The sequence below is a fragment of the Pseudomonas sp. TWR2-1-1 genome (assembly GCF_049897045.1).
In the GTDB taxonomy this organism is placed as follows: domain Bacteria; phylum Pseudomonadota; class Gammaproteobacteria; order Pseudomonadales; family Pseudomonadaceae; genus Aquipseudomonas; species Aquipseudomonas versuta.
Window position 1 is genome coordinate 579,364 of record NZ_JAFCVM010000003.1, and the last position, 15,592, is coordinate 594,955.

Annotated in this window: 14 protein-coding genes; 9 read left to right on the plus strand and 5 right to left on the minus strand. The window is 57.5% G+C overall.

Translation table 11 applies throughout. The annotated features are described in order from the left end of the window. Window positions 1-32: 32 nt before the first annotated feature. On the minus strand, window positions 33-899 hold the full coding sequence (locus ACP7BO_RS10755) for an alpha/beta hydrolase (RefSeq protein WP_397456702.1): 867 nt from the start codon (window positions 897-899) through the stop codon (window positions 33-35). 130 nt (window positions 900-1,029) lie between these two features. On the opposite strand from ACP7BO_RS10755, the gene ACP7BO_RS10760 reads away from it, so the two are divergent. Continuing rightward, the gene (locus ACP7BO_RS10760) at window positions 1,030-1,908 is read left to right on the plus strand and encodes a LysR family transcriptional regulator (RefSeq protein ID WP_397456701.1); all 879 of its coding nucleotides are present in this window, start codon (window positions 1,030-1,032) and stop codon (window positions 1,906-1,908) included. A gap of 142 nt (window positions 1,909-2,050) precedes the next feature. Here the strand turns inward: ACP7BO_RS10760 and ACP7BO_RS10765 are convergent, their stop codons facing one another. Both ACP7BO_RS10765 and ACP7BO_RS10770 read right to left on the minus strand, forming a co-directional pair. Next, window positions 2,051-3,484: an amino acid permease gene (locus tag ACP7BO_RS10765; protein WP_426210211.1), complete on the minus strand. Its 1,434-nt coding sequence runs from the start codon at window positions 3,482-3,484 to the stop codon at window positions 2,051-2,053. A gap of 344 nt (window positions 3,485-3,828) precedes the next feature. After that, the gene (locus ACP7BO_RS10770; RefSeq protein WP_426210213.1) at window positions 3,829-4,272 is read right to left on the minus strand and encodes an Lrp/AsnC family transcriptional regulator; all 444 of its coding nucleotides are present in this window, start codon (window positions 4,270-4,272) and stop codon (window positions 3,829-3,831) included. Window positions 4,273-4,763: 491 nt separating this feature from the next. On the opposite strand from ACP7BO_RS10770, the gene ctlX reads away from it, so the two are divergent. The 8 genes from ctlX (at window position 4,764) to ACP7BO_RS10810 (ending at window position 12,202) form a co-directional block, all read left to right on the plus strand. Beyond that, window positions 4,764-5,657, plus strand: coding sequence for a citrulline utilization hydrolase CtlX (ctlX, locus tag ACP7BO_RS10775; protein ID WP_426210215.1), 894 nt, complete (start codon window positions 4,764-4,766; stop codon window positions 5,655-5,657). 202 nt (window positions 5,658-5,859) lie between these two features. Continuing rightward, a complete protein-coding gene (gene alr, locus ACP7BO_RS10780) occupies window positions 5,860-7,098 on the plus strand; it encodes an alanine racemase (RefSeq protein ID WP_426210217.1) in 1,239 nt (412 codons plus the stop codon). 196 nt (window positions 7,099-7,294) lie between these two features. Continuing rightward, a complete protein-coding gene (locus ACP7BO_RS10785; protein ID WP_426210219.1) occupies window positions 7,295-8,341 on the plus strand; it encodes an ornithine cyclodeaminase in 1,047 nt (348 codons plus the stop codon). A 226-nt stretch (window positions 8,342-8,567) separates the two neighbouring features. Further along, window positions 8,568-9,347, plus strand: coding sequence for an ABC transporter substrate-binding protein (locus ACP7BO_RS10790; RefSeq protein WP_426210221.1), 780 nt, complete (start codon window positions 8,568-8,570; stop codon window positions 9,345-9,347). A gap of 72 nt (window positions 9,348-9,419) precedes the next feature. After that, window positions 9,420-10,145, plus strand: coding sequence for an ABC transporter permease (locus ACP7BO_RS10795; RefSeq protein WP_426210223.1), 726 nt, complete (start codon window positions 9,420-9,422; stop codon window positions 10,143-10,145). Next, window positions 10,142-10,855: an ABC transporter permease gene (locus ACP7BO_RS10800; protein WP_426210225.1), complete on the plus strand. Its 714-nt coding sequence runs from the start codon at window positions 10,142-10,144 to the stop codon at window positions 10,853-10,855. Before ACP7BO_RS10795 ends, ACP7BO_RS10800 begins: the two co-directional genes overlap by 4 nt. A 3-nt stretch (window positions 10,856-10,858) precedes the next feature. Continuing rightward, window positions 10,859-11,701: an ABC transporter ATP-binding protein gene (locus ACP7BO_RS10805; protein ID WP_426210227.1), complete on the plus strand. Its 843-nt coding sequence runs from the start codon at window positions 10,859-10,861 to the stop codon at window positions 11,699-11,701. Between the two features lie 12 nt (window positions 11,702-11,713). Further along, window positions 11,714-12,202, plus strand: coding sequence for an Lrp/AsnC family transcriptional regulator (locus ACP7BO_RS10810; RefSeq protein WP_426210229.1), 489 nt, complete (start codon window positions 11,714-11,716; stop codon window positions 12,200-12,202). Window positions 12,203-12,267: 65 nt separating this feature from the next. On the opposite strand, the gene ACP7BO_RS10815 is transcribed toward ACP7BO_RS10810, so the two are convergent. Both ACP7BO_RS10815 and ACP7BO_RS10820 read right to left on the minus strand, forming a co-directional pair. Next, window positions 12,268-14,484, minus strand: coding sequence for a TonB-dependent receptor (locus ACP7BO_RS10815; RefSeq protein WP_426210231.1), 2,217 nt, complete (start codon window positions 14,482-14,484; stop codon window positions 12,268-12,270). Between the two features lie 115 nt (window positions 14,485-14,599). Continuing rightward, window positions 14,600-15,583: a siderophore ABC transporter substrate-binding protein gene (locus ACP7BO_RS10820; protein ID WP_426210233.1), complete on the minus strand. Its 984-nt coding sequence runs from the start codon at window positions 15,581-15,583 to the stop codon at window positions 14,600-14,602. Window positions 15,584-15,592 lie beyond the last annotated feature (9 nt).

Consider the following 15,592-nt stretch of genomic DNA (forward strand, 5'->3'; position numbering starts at 1 on the left):
GGTCTGTTCTGAGTGCAGCTACCAGCGTTGTATCAGCCAAGGCTGCGTTTATGGCGCAAGACCCTGGCGAAAAAATCCTGAGCAGCCGGCATGGCCTTGATGCCCTGGTGCGCCACATTGGGGAGCAGGTCGAAGTGCACCTGCACGCCAGCGGCTTCAAAACTTGCCTTCAAGGCTGCCAGGCGTTCCGGGCGTGTGCGTCCGGCGGCGTTGGCGCCGGCCATGTAGTGCTTGCCGCCTTCACGGTGGGTGATTTCCCAGGTTTCGAGATCGGCATCACCCACCACCATGTGCACCGGCAGTTGCTGCAAGGCTTGCAGGTTCAGCGGTTTACCGAAGCGCGCGGAGAAGTCCCGCACCCCGACCCACCAGTTCTGATCGGCATCCAGCAAGGTGACAGAACCCGGCGCACCGATGGATGCTGCCCAGAGCTTTTCGGGGTGCAGATAGCAGAAACGATGGGTGAATTGCCCGCCGCCGGAATAGCCGAACAGCGCGAAGGTATCAAAGCGGCGACCGTAGCGTTTGCCGACGCTTGCGATCATGTCGAGCAGGACCTTGTCGTAGCGAATATCGCCTTCGACCATTTGCTTGTAACCGTCCCCGTTATCGTCACCCAGTACGCCGACAGGGAACAGCGGAGACAAAATAACGCAATCGTTCCAGCGGCCAAATTCCGCGAAGCCATTGCGATAAATCTCCATCGAACGGGTAGAGCCGTGCAGCGAGACCACCAGGTCAACTGGCCGGCTACTGTCTTCGATGGCCTCTGGCACAAACAGGGTGTAGGCAAAACGGCTGTCCTGCTGGTGCGAGTAAACCGTGGTCGCACCGAGGTGATAGATGTTTTTGGCAGCTCGCAAGGCCGCTTCAGGGGTGTTGTTATCAAGATTGCTCATGGGGAAAGTTCGCCGAATCAGTTCGGACTTGAGTATTGTTCGGCGGCTATAAAAAGAAAAACTAATTTAACTTTATCAATAGTAAACATTATCTTTACTATCACACCCTGCCCTCGCTACAGGTCTGCCCATGAGCAACATGCGTTTTTTCAAGACGTTTATCGCCGTCGCCGAGTACGGCAGCTTTGCTGCCGCCGCCGACCGTGTGGCACTCACCAACGCCGCCGTTGGCCAGCAAATGCGTGCCCTCGAAGAAGAGATGCGCCGGCCGTTGTTCGACCGCAGCCAGAGACAGATCAAGTTGAGCCGCGATGGCGTGTTGCTGCTGCCCAAAGCCAAGCGCTTGCTGGAGGACTACGAGCAAATGATCGCCGAAGCCCCCGACGGCGTGGCCATGGAAGGCGAAGTGTCCATTGGCGGCATCACCTCCGGCATGGGCCTGCTCGCCAATTGCCTGGTGCAACTTAAAAAGCTGCACCCCAGGATATCGGTCAACCTGATGACCGCCCGCTCCGATGAAGTGGTCAACCTGGTGCATGCCGCCAAGCTCGACGCCGCCTTGCTGATCGAGACTGCACGGCAAAATTTCGATGGCTTGAGCTGGACCCTGCTCTACAACGAACCCATCGTCATGCTTGCCAACGCCACACAAACCGCCGGTATCAACGACGCCGTGGAACTGCTCAGAACCCAGCCGTTCATTCGCTACGACAGGTCTACGGCAGTGGGCCGCAAAGTGCAGTCGATCATCAAGAGCGAATCGATCGAGCCGTTGGAGATTCTGGAACTCAACTCGATCATTGGCATCGCTGACCTGGTACGCCAGCAAGTCGGTGTGGCAATCGTGCCGTTGCTGAAGAACTTTGACTGGGACAAAGACCCTTGCCTGCGGGTGCTGCCGTTGCCGGGCGACCTGGCGGTACGCCGGGTGGGGATATTGGAGCAAGGCACCAAAAGTGCGATTACCGGGGAGATTCGCAAGTTGCTGATGTTGGCGGTGGCGAAGTGATCTTTTTGGCAGCCTTGCCTGGCGCCACTGCAGCGTTGTGAGATGCCCCCTGCCCGCCCGCTTGTTCACTGCGGGCCGGCGGGGGGGATCAGGGTAAAGCCTGAACATGGACGTTACATACAGCGCCATTCAAACAAAGCGTTTAACTGGAAAAGCCGGTACTTGTTTTAACCAGCCGACTTGCACTGCTTGTTTTGCGACGGTAAACCACATACAGCCCCAGGTACCAGAACGGCATCACGTACACCGCGGACCGGGTAGCCGGCTCAAGTGTGAGCAGCCCCAAAACGAACAACAAAAATAGCTGGCTGGCAATCGCCGTGACTTGCCCGCCAGGCAACTTGAATTTCGACTGTTTGTGAAGTTCCGGGTGCTGCTTGCGATAGGCCAGATAGGACAACAAAATCAGCGACCAGGTAATAATTATCATGACCGCCGAAACGGTCGATAACAGGATGAACACCGTCATCACTTCGGGAATGATGAACAGCAATAACAGTGCCGCCAGCATGCAGCAGCCGGAAAACAGCAGTGCACTGACCGGGGCACCGCTGCGGGTCAGTTTACTCAAGCTTTGCGGGGCCTGGCGTTGTTGCGAAAGACCGAACAGCATCCGCCCTCCGGAGTAGATACCACTGTTGGCAGAGGACGCCGCAGAGGTCAGAACAACGAAGTTGATAATACCGGCCGCGGCCGGTAATCCGGCCAGAACAAACAGTTCTACAAACGGGCTGCGATTGTCGGGAACTTGCGCCCAGGAGACGACGCTGATGATGCAAATCAACGCGGTGATGTAAAACAACAGAATTCGAACCGGGATGGTGTTGATCGCCTTGGGCAATACACGCTCTGGATTTTTGGCTTCTGCCGCCGTAGTCCCGATTAGCTCGGTCCCGACGAAGGAAAATATGGCTAACTGGAAGCCTGCAAAAAAACCGGTCAGGCCATGAGGCATCATCACGCCTTTATCCACGAGATGGCTAAAAGACGCCGTAACACCATTGGGGGATGTGTAGCCGCTGGCAACCATTACCAGGGCCGTGATGATCAGCAACACGATCGCGATGATTTTAATCAGCCCAAACCAGAACTCCACTTCGCCAAACACTTTCACCGCGAGCATATTGAGCCCCAGCAGCACAAACAGGGTGACCAGTGCCGGTAGCCAGACCGGCGCGTCCGGGTACCAGTACTGGAAGAACCCGGCCACCACCACCACGTCCCCGACAGCCGCCACGCACCAGCTCAGCCAGTACGACCAGCTCAGCACAAACCCTGCCTGCGGGCCCAGATAGGCATGTACAAAGTCTGCAAATGAATGGAACTTTGAATTGGCCAGCAGCATTTCACCCATCGCACGCATGATGAAAAATACAAAGACCCCGATAATTGCATAGACCAAAACAATAGAGGTGCCGGACAGCGCAATCACTTTACCCGAGCCCATAAAGAGTCCGGTGCCTATGGCTCCGCTAATAGAGATAAGTTGAATATGCCGATTGTCCAAGTGCCGCTGCAACTTGACATTAGCGCCGTCGGCTGACGCGCCGGCGCTTGAATTACACTGTTCATCCATACCCACCTCTTATTATTTTCTTCATTGAGAATTGGCCTTCGGTGTTTGGCACACAAAAGGTTAAATCTCTTCTTTCATATCCATCGGGCACTAGAGGCGGCAATGGGTGGCGCGCAAGAGAACGCTCAGAGTCAATGCTGCCCGTTGCGGCATAAGAGGGTTCAGACTTTGGAATACGGGCCTTTGCTTAACGCTGTAGCCGTCAACGGGTGTACGTCCCTGTAGAGCGTCCAGATGAATATTCTGACACTCGCACCTGCCAATCGGAACGCGACACAATGGTTAGTCCGCCTTGCGGATCGAACATATTGCCAGGCAGATTTGGCAATATGTTCATTGGCAGGTCACCCGACCGCGGCAACACTGCCCATTTTGTAGGTCGAAAGCAGGATGCTGGTTTCGGTGTTCTCAATGTGTGGGATGGAACGAATACTGTTCAAGGCCCGGTCAAATGCCTCAAGGGTATCTGCGCGCAACTCGGCCATCAGATCCCAACGCCCGTTGGTGGTGTGTATGGCAACCACGCTGGGATGGCCGCGCAGCACACGTTTTACTTCCGCTGCGTGGTGCCCCCTGATACCTATGCTGGTAAAGGCCCTGATGCCTTGATCGTGTGCATCTGATTGCAGCCTCACGGTGTAGCCCAGGATCACACCCTGCTCTTCAAGCTTCGAGATACGGTTCTGCACGGTTGCACGAGCCACCTTCAACTTCTTGGCGATGGTCATGATGGGGGTTCGCGCGTTGTCACGCAGCAGGGAGATCAACTCCCGGTCGATGCTATCCATGGTGGTATCTCTCGATGAACATATTGCTACGGACGGATAGCATATTGTTCAGCCAGGCTCTCAAATTAGCAAGATGCTAGCTTCTTTCTGGCCAAGCCTTAACCGAGAATGTGTCGCGGCAAACATAACCGCATCCATTAGCTCCACTGATGCCAAAGGCTATTAAGGCGAGCGCACGACCGAGGTGGCGAGCATATGGCTCACTATATTGATGTCCCCAGCCGGCCTGATTTAGTCCATGAAACTGGCGTTGCTCATTGCATAGGGCAACGGGCCGTTGCAGTTGGCAGAAACTTACAAAGTTACAAGTGTTTGATAAGTCGGCGCGTATCAACAACCACTGCGAAGTCAGGGTTACTGAACCATCGCCAATAACAGCCGTGCCAAACGTCGTATACGCCAAGTGGCGTAACTGAATACAACTTCACTGACTGGTCCTAATAAAAATGTCATTCCCAGCACGATCAATCCAGGCGCCTTCCTCGGTGGTCATGATTCGACCACACGCCTTTACGCCCAACCCGGAAACTGCCGCAGACAACTCCTTCCAGAGCAGCGCCGAAAAACATACCGCACAAGTCATTGCGCAATCCGCTTACGACGAGGTGACCCAGGCCGCCGCCACCCTGGAGACCCACGGGATCCGCGTACACCTGTTTGATGATACCGGCGACAAAAACACCCCGGACTCGGTCTTCCCCAATAATTGGTTTTCCACCCATCCAGGCGGTCATGTCGCGATCTACTCCATGTACTCGCAGAACCGGCGGCGCGAGCGCCGAATCGATGTAATTGAAATGCTCAAGCGTGATTACCGGGTTCAGGATGTCATTGATTATTCGGGCCTCGAGGCCGACGGTCTTTATCTGGAAGGTACCGGTGCGATGGTGTTTGATCACCTCTCCCGAGTGGCCTACACCGCCCGTTCAAACCGTGCAAATCCGATCGCACTGGAGCGCTTCAGTACCCACTTCAACTTCGAACCCATGGTCTTCGATACCGTAGGGGCTGACGGCAACCCGATCTATCACACCAATGTGCTGATGTGCGTGGCAACCGAGTTTGCGCTGGTCGGCTTCGACACCTTCACGGACAGCGCAAGAGCCATGGAAGTGCGGGCCCGCCTGAGCGAGTCGGGTAAAGAGGTGATTGAGATCAGCAGCCTTCAAGTCCAGGAGTTCGCCGGCAACGCCATTGAGCTGTCGGGTAAAGACGGTCGGGTACTGGCCCTGTCGCAACGGGCTTACGACTGTCTGACACCGGCGCAACGCACGCTCATCGAGCGCTCCGCCCGGTTGGTGCCGTTGAAAGTACCGACTGTTGAAATGGCGGGCGGCTCGGTCCGCTGCATGATTGCGGGCATTCATCTTTCCCCGCGGCATTGACCTCACGCCGGATAAAAGTACTGCGCCCTCAGCCGTGGGGGCGCTTGCTTTCAACTCACCGTTGAAATCCGCTTTGTGCAGTCACGCACAAGACCAAAACCTGCCGTCAAACCCGCCTCGAAGCACATATTTTTCCGGGCTGGATGCCGAAAACTATCCGCACTGCACGAGCAGCAATCTCCCAACAGAAGGATGAACGGATATGCCTGTTTTCACGTTGAAATCGTTGAGTCTGGCGTTGATTCTGGCCGGCATGAGCCAGTGCGCCCTGGCTGCACCCTTGCTGAGTGTCGTCACCCCGGCCGCACCCGGATATGAGCAACCGCAACCGAGCAATAGCTGGCTGGAAATCGACCGGCAAGCCTTCGAAAACAACATCGCCCGCCTGCAACAGCAACTGGCCGGAAAAACTCAGCTGTGCGCCGTGATGAAAGCGGATGCCTACGGCAGCGGTATTGCACTGCTGATCCCGTCGGCAATCAAAATGGGGGTTGGCTGCATTGGTGTCACCAGCAACGAAGAAGCTCGCATAGCACGCGCCGAAGGCTTCAAGGGACGGCTGATGCGCCTGCGGACCGCCACGCTGCCAGAGATTGAGTACGCCCTTCCCTACGATATGGATGAGCTGGTTGGAAACCTTCAAGTGGCCCGCAAAATAGACTTGCTGGCCGCCAGCACCGGCAAAAAAATCAGGGTTCACCTGGCGCTTAACTCTTCCGGAATGAGCCGTAACGGCATTGAAATGAGCACCCCGCAGGGCAAGGCCCAGGCAGTAGAGATCACCCGATTACCGCACCTGAACCTGGTCGGCATCATGACCCACTTCCCTGTGGAAGAGCGCGAAGACGTGCTCAAGGGGCTAAGCGTGTTCAAGGATCAATCTGCCTGGCTGATCAACGAGGCCAAACTGGATCGCAGCAAGCTGCTCCTGCATTGCGCCAACACGTTCACCACCTTGCAAGTACCTGAAGGCTGGCTCGACATGGTCCGCCCGGGCGCAGCCCTCTACGGTTACCCGGTTGGCGGGCATGAAGAGTTCGAGCGGGTCATGCAGTTCAAATCCAGGGTAGCTGCCGTCCAGGCGTATCCGGCGGGTAACACCATCAGCTACGACCGCACCTATACCCTGACCCGGGACTCCCTGATCGCCAACATTCCAGTGGGGTATTCGGACGGCTATCGACGTGCGTTTTCCAACAAGACCTCCGTGCTTATCAATGGGCAAAGGGCACCGGTCGTAGGGAAGATCACCATGAACACGCTGATGGTCGATGTGACAGGGATCGAGGGCGTCAAGGCAGATGATGAAGTCGTGCTCTACGGCAAACAGGGCAAGGACGAGATCACCCAGGCAGAACTCGAGAGCATCAACGGGGCCTTGCTGGCAGACCTGTATACGGTCTGGGGCAACTCCAATCCAAAGATCGCCAAAGCCAGATAAATGGAGCCCGGCACACATCTCCAGGCAGCAGCCGATTGCGCTGTACAAGGCACTCTTTCAGCCGTTTCGGCTGATGACCACGCAATGTTCAGCCGGGATTACCCCGGCATCCACCTGAAAATAACGCCATGGCTGACGGCAGGCACAGGCTTGTACCCGTTCACGAATGAGCCCTTTACAACAACAAGGATTTCCCATGACCCGTTACATCGACGTCCATGATTTGAGCCAACTGGTAATACGCAAAGGCTTGGCCACCTGCCTCAGCGAAATGGCCGAATACATTCGCCAGGACTATCTGCGCTGGGATGATTTCGAAAAGTGCGCACGCCTGGCCAATCACTCTGCAGACGGCGTGATTGAGCTGATGCCGGCTTCCGATGCCTCGCTGTATGCCTTCAAATACGTCAACGGTCACCCCAAGAATACCCAGGCCGGAATGCTCACGGTGATGGCATTCGGTGCCTTGGGCGATGTGGATACCGGCAAGCCGGTGCTGTTGAGTGAAATGACCCTCACTACCGCGATCCGTACAGCCGCGACGTCGGCGCTCGTGGCCCGCTACCTGGCACGTGATGACGCAAGCAGCATGGCGTTGATTGGCAATGGTTCGCAGAGTGAGTTTCAGGCCCTGGCATTCCATACCCTGCTCAATATCAACGAAATCCGCCTGTTCGACATCGACTCGGCGGCTACCGAAAAGCTGGTGCAAAACCTGTCCGCTTACCCGGACCTGAAGCTCGTTGTTGCCACCAGCGTGGCTGATGCGGTGCGCGGCGCTGACATTGTTACCACCGTCACTGCCGACAAAACCTGCGCGACCATCCTGACCCCGGACATGATCGAACCCGGCATGCACCTCAATGCGGTGGGTGGCGACTGCCCCGGTAAAACTGAACTGCACCGCGACATCGTCGAACGTGCCCGGGTGATCGTCGAGTACGAGCCGCAAAGTCGCATCGAAGGCGAAATTCAGCAGATGCCGGCGGACTCGCCCGTGACCGAGTTCTGGCAGGTCGTCAACGGTCAGGTCCCTGGTCGGGAGGATGCCGGGCAGGTCACCCTGTTTGACTCGGTAGGCTTTGCCATCGAGGACTACTCGGCGTTGCGCTATGTGCTCGACGTGGCACTGGAGCTTGCAATCGGCAGCGACATTGCACTGGTTCCCGATCTGGCCAACCCCAAGGATCTGTTCGCGTTGCTGCGCCAACCAGCCACGCCAGCCTTGAAGAAAACCGCGTAGGTAAGGCGCGCAGGCAGTCACATGCCCTTGAAAACGAAACCGCAGTCTTTGCGCTTTCCTCGTCTGCCCAAGGCGTTCCGGGCAGACGGGGTTAGATAAAACAACACCCATAAGAGTGCCCGATATCAGCTTCTGATCACTGGCTATTGCACCCAAACAAGAACGATAACACCGCGACTTTTTACTGCCCTTGAACTTAAACAAATAAAAACACAGGGACTTTCCTATGACTTTGTTGCGAAAACTATTCAGCGTGCTGGCTTTGCCATTGTGTATCGGTTCGGTCCAGGCCCAGGAGTGGAAAGAGATCCGCTTTGGGGTGTTCCCCGAATACCCGCCCTTCGAATCCGTGGCTGCCGACGGCAGCCTGCAGGGTTTCGATATAGATCTGGGCAATGCCATTTGCGCCAGGCTTGAAGTCAAATGCGTGTGGGTACGCAATGAATTCGACGGCATGATCCCGGCACTGCGTGCCCGCAAGTTCGACGCCATCATGTCGTCCATGGCAGTGACCCCGGCCCGGCAGAAACAGATCGATTTCTCTGATCGCCTGTACCTGAGCCCGACGTCAGTGGTGGTGCCCAAGGATTCAAGCCTGGGTGACACCCCGCAATCATTCAAGGACAAGAGGATCGGCGTGCTCCAGGGCTCCCTGCAGGAAGCCTATGCCCGCGCCAAGCTGGAGAAACTGGGAGCCCAGGTAAAGGCCTACCAGGCTCAGGATCAGAACTATGCGGATCTGGTCAACGGACGCCTGGACGCCACCCTGACCGACAAGCTGGAAGCGGAACTGAACTTCCTGTCAAAGCCTGAGGGGGCAAACTTCAAAAGCGGCCCAGCGATCAAGGACCCGACACTGCCTCTGGATATCGCCATGGGGCTGCGCAAGAACGACACCGAATTGATCGCCCTGATCAATAAGGGCATCGCCGCCGTGCATGCCGACGGTACGTTCGATGCCATCCAGAAAAAGTATGTCGGCACGCTGGACATCTACAACGAGTAAATCGCTGCCCCGGACTTGCCTGACAGCAGGTCCGGGGAGCTGTTCGCCACGCGCTCTTGCGAGACTTCCCCCATGAATGACTTTCTTACCTCTTCAGGTCTGCAGGCCTTGAGCTTGCAAGGCTTTGGCCCCCTTTTGGCGCAAGGGACCTGGATGACGATCAAGCTGGCCTTGCTGTCACTGGCGTTAAGCCTGTTGCTGGGCCTGATCGGTGCCAGCGCCAAGCTTTCACCGCTGCGTCTGCTGCGTATCCCGGCCACCCTTTACACCACGCTGATCCGTAGCGTGCCGGACCTGGTGCTGATCTTGCTGATTTTCTATACGTTGCAATTGTGGCTCAACGACCTGACCGAAGTGCTCGGCTGGGATTACTTTGAAATTGACCCGTTCGCTGCCGGAGTCGTAACACTGGGGTTTATCTACGGCGCCTACTTCACCGAGAATTTTCGCGGCGCGATACTCAGTGTCCCCGTTGGCCAGCTGGAGGCCGCTACCGCTTATGGCCTGAGCCGCGCCCAGCGGTTTCGGCTGGTGCTGTTTCCGCAACTGATGCGCTTCGCTTTGCCAGGGCTGGGCAACAACTGGCTGGTGCTGCTCAAGTCCACGGCCCTGGTTTCGATCATTGGTTTGGCAGACCTGGTCAAGGCGGCCCAGAACGCAGGCAAGACTACCAATAACACCCTCTACTTCCTGATCATTGCCGGGCTTGTGTATTTGCTGATCACAACCTTCTCCAATCGATTGTTCAAACGCCTGGAGCGGCGCTACAACACCGGCATCAAGGGGCTGGCCCAATGATCGAACTCATTCAAGAGTACGGCCCTGCCTTTCTCTATCACGACGGTGCCGGCCTGTCCGGTGTGGCCATGACCCTGTGGCTGTTTGTCCTGTCGATCGTGCTGGGGTTCCTGATCTCGATTCCACTGGCAATTGCCCGTGTATCGCCGCACTTCTGGCTGCGCTGGCCGGTTGAGTTCTATACCTACGTGTTCCGGGGAACGCCGCTGTATATCCAGCTGCTGATTTGCTACACCGGCCTGTACGGCCTCGAAGTGGTCCGTGACAGCGCCCTGCTCAACCAGTTCTTTCGCAACGCCTTGAACTGCACAGTGCTGGCCTTTGTACTCAATACGTGCGCCTACACCGTAGAGATCTTTGCCGGCGCGATCCGCAACATTCCCCAGGGCGAAATTGAAGCAGCCCGCGCCTATGGCCTGTACGGCTGGCGACTGAATCTGTATGTGGTGATTCCGGCGGCTTTACGTCGCTCCATTCCGGCATACAGCAACGAACTGATACTGATGCTGCATGCCACCTCGCTGGCCTTCACTGCCACCATCGCTGACATCCTCAAGGTTGCCCGCGATGCCAACGCTGCAACCTTCATGACCTTTGAAGCCTTCGGTATCGCGGCAATCTTGTACATGTTGCTGTCCTTTGTGCTGGTCGGGCTGTTTCGCCTGGCTGAACGTCGCTGGATGTCTTTTCTGTCCCCTTCCCGAGCCTAATCCATGAACCCTTCCGCCAAAGCCATGCCTGCCTGTTACTCACCAACGCCGATCACTTCATCTGGCGTTATTGCAGAGGCCGCCAGCGTCAAACTCAAGGTCGCCGACCTGCATAAATCCTATGGCGAGCTCCAGGTGCTCAAAGGTGTATCACTCAATGCGCGCAACGGCGATGTCATCAGCATGGTCGGGGCCAGCGGTTCCGGTAAAAGCACGATGCTGCGCTGCATCAACTTTCTCGAAAAACCCGACGCGGGCTGTATCACCCTCGACGGCCAGAGCATCGAAATGCGCCAGGGCCGCGGGGGCGACCAGACTCCGCATCCCGCGCAGTTGCAGAACCTGCGAACGCGCCTGGCCATGGTCTTCCAGCACTTCAACCTGTGGAGCCACATGACGGTCATGGAGAACATCTGCCTGGCCCCACGACGGGTGCTGGGAGTAAGTGCCAAGGAAGCCGAGGAACGGGCCCGCACTTATCTGGAGAAGGTCGGCCTGCCCGATCGCGTGACATCTCAATACCCGGCCTTTCTGTCGGGCGGCCAACAGCAGCGGGTGGCCATTGCCCGGGCTTTGGCCATGGAGCCGGAGATCATTCTGTTTGACGAACCCACATCGGCACTGGACCCGGAGCTGGTCGGGGAAGTGCTCAAAGTCATACAGACGCTGGCAGAGGAAGGTCGTACCATGATTATGGTGACTCACGAGATGGGGTTTGCCCGCCAGGTCTCCAGCCAGGTGCTGTTTCTGCATCAAGGGCGAATCGAAGAACAAGGTACGGCTCAAATCCTTGATCAACCACGCAGTGAACGGCTGCAACAATTTTTATCCAACCGCCTGAAGTGAAAAATACCCACAATGGATATCAAGGCTAACAACACATTGAGTTCGCCACCGCTGGATCGAATCGACGAAGCCATTATCGAAGTGTTGCGCCATAACGGGCGCATCACTTATGACAAGCTTTCGACCCTGGTGCACCTGACTCCGCGACCGTGCCTGGAGCGCGTCCGCAAGCTGGAGCGGCGCGGCGTGATCAGAGGCTATGGGGCGATCATCGATATCCAGATGGTTTCGCCCGGGCTCTCGTTACTGGTACTGGTGGCCCTGTCAAATCAAAGCGGGCGCGCTGCACAGAGAGCATTCGAAGCCTGCGTGCGCGCCTGCCCGCAGGTCTTTGCCTGCCAGCTGATCAGCGGCCATTACGACTACAGCCTTCGTATGCGCTGCCGGGACATGGAGCATTATCGGGTCCTGACCGAGACCTGGATGGACGACGATGAGCTACACATTGACAAGCTGGTAGCCCATCCGGAGTTGGCGGTGGTAAAAAACACCGCCATCTAGGGCCGTCAAGCCGCAGTGCGGATTCTGGCGGCGGCGGCCGCCAGAAGGAGTGACGCGCCTGCAGGTTAGAAGTCCACCGACGCGGAGAGCTCAACAGTACGTGGCGCTCCCAGTCCCAGGCTGGACAACAACGGCGTCCCCCAATAAGCCTTGTTGGTCAGGTTGGTGACGCTGCCTCGCAACGTCACCGGGCGACTGGCAAAGCGGGTGGCATAGCGTGTGCCCAGGTCATAGATCGTATAGCCAGGTATCGATTGCGTGTTGTCGTCGCTGATGTACTGCTTTGACACTGATGTCGCATTGGCGGTCAGGGTTAAACCGTCGAGTACCGGTGTGTCCCATTCCACGCCCAGCTTTCCTTGCAGCTTGGGCAAGCCGGTGGCCGTCTTGCCCTGGTTGACGCCGCCCTCGGTCTTGGTGATTTTCGGGTCCACGTGAGCCACGCCCCCCATCAGGCGCACATTGTCCAGCGGTGAGCCGAAGAATCCCCACTCGACACCCCGGTTACGCTGTTCGCCACCAAACGAAAAGATATTGCTGTTCGGGTCCAGATAGCTGCCGGGACGCTTGATTTCATACAAGCTGAGGGTGTGGGTGAAGTCACCGAGGTCGACCTTGAGCCCCACCTCTTTCTGTTTGGATTTGTAGGGGGCGAACACATCGCCCGCATTCGCCGCTGTCATCGGCGCGGTAGCCCCTTTGCTCAGGCCTTCAATGTAGTTGGCATACAGCGAAACATTGTCGGTGAGTTTGACCAGCAACGCCGCTGCAGGCGTAGTGGCCCCTTCGTCATAACGGTCTGTGCGCGCCCCGGTAGTCACACTAAAGGCGTCGGTGAGCACTTGCTGACGGCGCACGCCAAGGGTCAGTTGCACCTGTTCCTCCAGAACCGACAGCGTATCCGCCACGCCGTAGCTGGTCAGACGGCTTTCGTTATGGGCAATGTAGGGAAAATCGGTGGGCGCAGCCGGGCCCCAGACCGGGTTGTAGATATTGGTCACCCAGTCTGCACCCGGCACCGAGCGGCGCCCGAAGTCCTTTTGGGTATCGCCGTAGTGCGTGGCATTCAAGGACCATTGATGCTTGATGGCCGCCGTCTGGAAGTGGCCCTTCAAGCCAACCTCCCCCGAGGTCTTCTCGAGTTCCATTTTCAACTGACCCATGCTGGTCCTGAAGTCGCCCGCATCGTTAAACACAGTGGCCAGCATCGTGCCGCTGTAGGTGTAGCGGGTCCTGCTGGCGCCGTAGGCCGCATAAGCCATCAGGCTGTCAGTCAGGTCGTACTCACCGCGCACTATCGCTCCCCGGTCTTTAGTCTGCACGTACGCCCAATCGGGGTTCAGCAGAGTGTCGGCCTTCGGCGGTTTGGGCACTGCCACGCCGGAGGCCAGGTTGATCCCCCGGTTCTGCCCGCGAATACGGTCTTCACTTTCATACAGGTCGGCGGAGAGTCGAGCGCGCTCGCCGCGCCAGTCCAGGCCCAGCGACGTCAGTTCGGCCTTCTGCTCCTGGTGATTGATCGCACCGTCGCCATCACGGTAAACACCGTTGAAACGGATGCCGAACTGCTGGTCCTCGCCAAACCGCCGGCCCACATCCAGATGACCGCCAAACTGGGCATCCGACATGTAGGTGCCGGTCAGCCGCGTCAACGGTTCATCGCCAGCACGCTTGGGTACCAGGTTGACGCTGCCGCCTACCGAGCCGCCGGGCGGCATGCCATTAAGCAGTGCAGACGGGCCTTTGAGCACCTCGATGCGCTCGTACATTTCCGGCGAAATCCGGTAGTACGGCGCGACGCCATACAAACCACCGATGGTCACGTCGCTGATGTCACTGGCGAAGCCACGGATGGAGTAGTTCTCACTGAAGGTGCCGGTCAGACCGTTGCTGAACACTGAAGGATCAGTGGCAGCAATCACCTGAGTGATGTTTTGCGCCTGACGGTCGGCGATGTACTTCTCCGTGTAGCTGACGGTGCTGAACGGCGTTTCCATAAAGTCCTTGTTACCCAGCAGGCCGACACGGCTGCCGTACGCCACCTGCCCGCCGGCATAGGTGGGCGGCAGCCCGGAAGGCAATAGCATTTCGCCCTCCACCAGGGTGGCGGGCAGCGTGGAGACACCCTCTTCTTCACTGGTCGTGCTCTGGGCATAAGCCGGCAAGCCGGTTGCGGCCAGGGTCAGGCCCAGTAGTACACCCTGTACGGCGGCGGCAGTGCGATTCAAGGCAAAGACTGCGCGTGGTGGCGCAATGCGGGTTTGAAAGTGGCGTTTACGCACGCTATGACTCCGTTCAATTGAGAAGGTATTGGTTGTGTTGAATCTGAATCTAAAGAATGGTTTTAATGAGAATCGATAACTATCAAAGGCGTAAGCGGCTACGGCCTGGCTCCCTTTAGCGCTGATAGCCCTTTTCGACGTCGTCGATAATCAATTTCAGTGAGGTCGGACTGGCCCCGGTCACGTACCAGGCCTGGGCATCGACAAAGATCACCCGCCCGTTTTTCCAGGCCTTGGTCTGGCGCAGCAGCGGGTTATCCATGCTTCGGGCATCCATCACCGGTCGACGCTCCATCACTGCCGTGCGGTCGACGACGAAGATGATGTCGGGGTTGGCCTGCAGGATGAATTCGCTGGAAATCGGCTGGCCATGCAGACCGGTTTCGGCATTCGGGCCGGCCGGCTTCACCCCCAGGGCACTGAAGATGAAGCCGTAGCGCGACTGCACGCCGAAGGAGTTGAAGGCGCCATTGTTGTGCAAAACCACCAATGCTTTGTCGGGGCGCCCCGCAGTGATACGCCTGACCTCCTCGACCCGGGTGTCCAGTTCGTTGACCTTCTGGCGGGCGAGCGCCTGCCGGGCGAAGACGTCTCCCAACGTCATCAGGTGCTCCCTGATGACGTCGATGTGGCGCGCCTGGCTATCGCGATAGTCGACATCAAAATGAAGGGTCGGGGCCATCTCGCTCAATTCCTCAAAGCGATTGGCCTGCAGCGATGTAATCAGTATCAGATCAGGCCGGGCGCCATGAACGCGTTCCAGATTGGGCTGCACGATCGAGCCCACGTCCTCGACGCTCGCTGCATCCTTGTAGCGGGCAAGAAAATGCGGGACGAAATCCTTTGGCATCGCCGCCACAGGTACCCCCAACTGGTCGAGAAAATCGACCTCGTTCATGTCCAGGGCGACCACCCGTTGTGGCGCATGGTCGATCCGGGTCGTGCCCAGTTGGTGTTGCACTGTGACAGGGGTGTAAGCCGCCGCTGATGATTGTGGGGATGGCGCTTGGCCGGACTTTTCATTACATGCACAGAGTGCGGCAGTCACGGCGATCAGCAAGGCCGACGCCCACCTGCGGTGTGTGTGATGGCTGGACATGGGGGATCT

Bases quoted from the DNA above. Each gene is read 5' to 3' on its own strand.
- ACP7BO_RS10810 (WP_426210229.1), top strand. From the start codon at position 11,714: ATGGATATCAAGGCTAACAACACATTGAGTTCGCCACCGCTGGATCGA.
- ACP7BO_RS10760 (WP_397456701.1), top strand. From the start codon at position 1,030: ATGAGCAACATGCGTTTTTTCAAGACGTTTATCGCCGTCGCCGAGTAC.
- ctlX (WP_426210215.1), top strand. From the start codon at position 4,764: ATGATTCGACCACACGCCTTTACGCCCAACCCGGAAACTGCCGCAGAC.
- ACP7BO_RS10820 (WP_426210233.1), bottom strand. From the start codon at position 15,583: ATGTCCAGCCATCACACACACCGCAGGTGGGCGTCGGCCTTGCTGATC.
- ACP7BO_RS10800 (WP_426210225.1), top strand. From the start codon at position 10,142: ATGATCGAACTCATTCAAGAGTACGGCCCTGCCTTTCTCTATCACGAC.
- ACP7BO_RS10785 (WP_426210219.1), top strand. From the start codon at position 7,295: ATGACCCGTTACATCGACGTCCATGATTTGAGCCAACTGGTAATACGC.
- alr (WP_426210217.1), top strand. From the start codon at position 5,860: ATGCCTGTTTTCACGTTGAAATCGTTGAGTCTGGCGTTGATTCTGGCC.
- ACP7BO_RS10795 (WP_426210223.1), top strand. From the start codon at position 9,420: ATGAATGACTTTCTTACCTCTTCAGGTCTGCAGGCCTTGAGCTTGCAA.
- ACP7BO_RS10755 (WP_397456702.1), bottom strand. From the start codon at position 899: ATGAGCAATCTTGATAACAACACCCCTGAAGCGGCCTTGCGAGCTGCC.
- ACP7BO_RS10770 (WP_426210213.1), bottom strand. From the start codon at position 4,272: ATGGATAGCATCGACCGGGAGTTGATCTCCCTGCTGCGTGACAACGCG.
- ACP7BO_RS10765 (WP_426210211.1), bottom strand. From the start codon at position 3,484: ATGGATGAACAGTGTAATTCAAGCGCCGGCGCGTCAGCCGACGGCGCT.
- ACP7BO_RS10790 (WP_426210221.1), top strand. From the start codon at position 8,568: ATGACTTTGTTGCGAAAACTATTCAGCGTGCTGGCTTTGCCATTGTGT.
- ACP7BO_RS10805 (WP_426210227.1), top strand. From the start codon at position 10,859: ATGAACCCTTCCGCCAAAGCCATGCCTGCCTGTTACTCACCAACGCCG.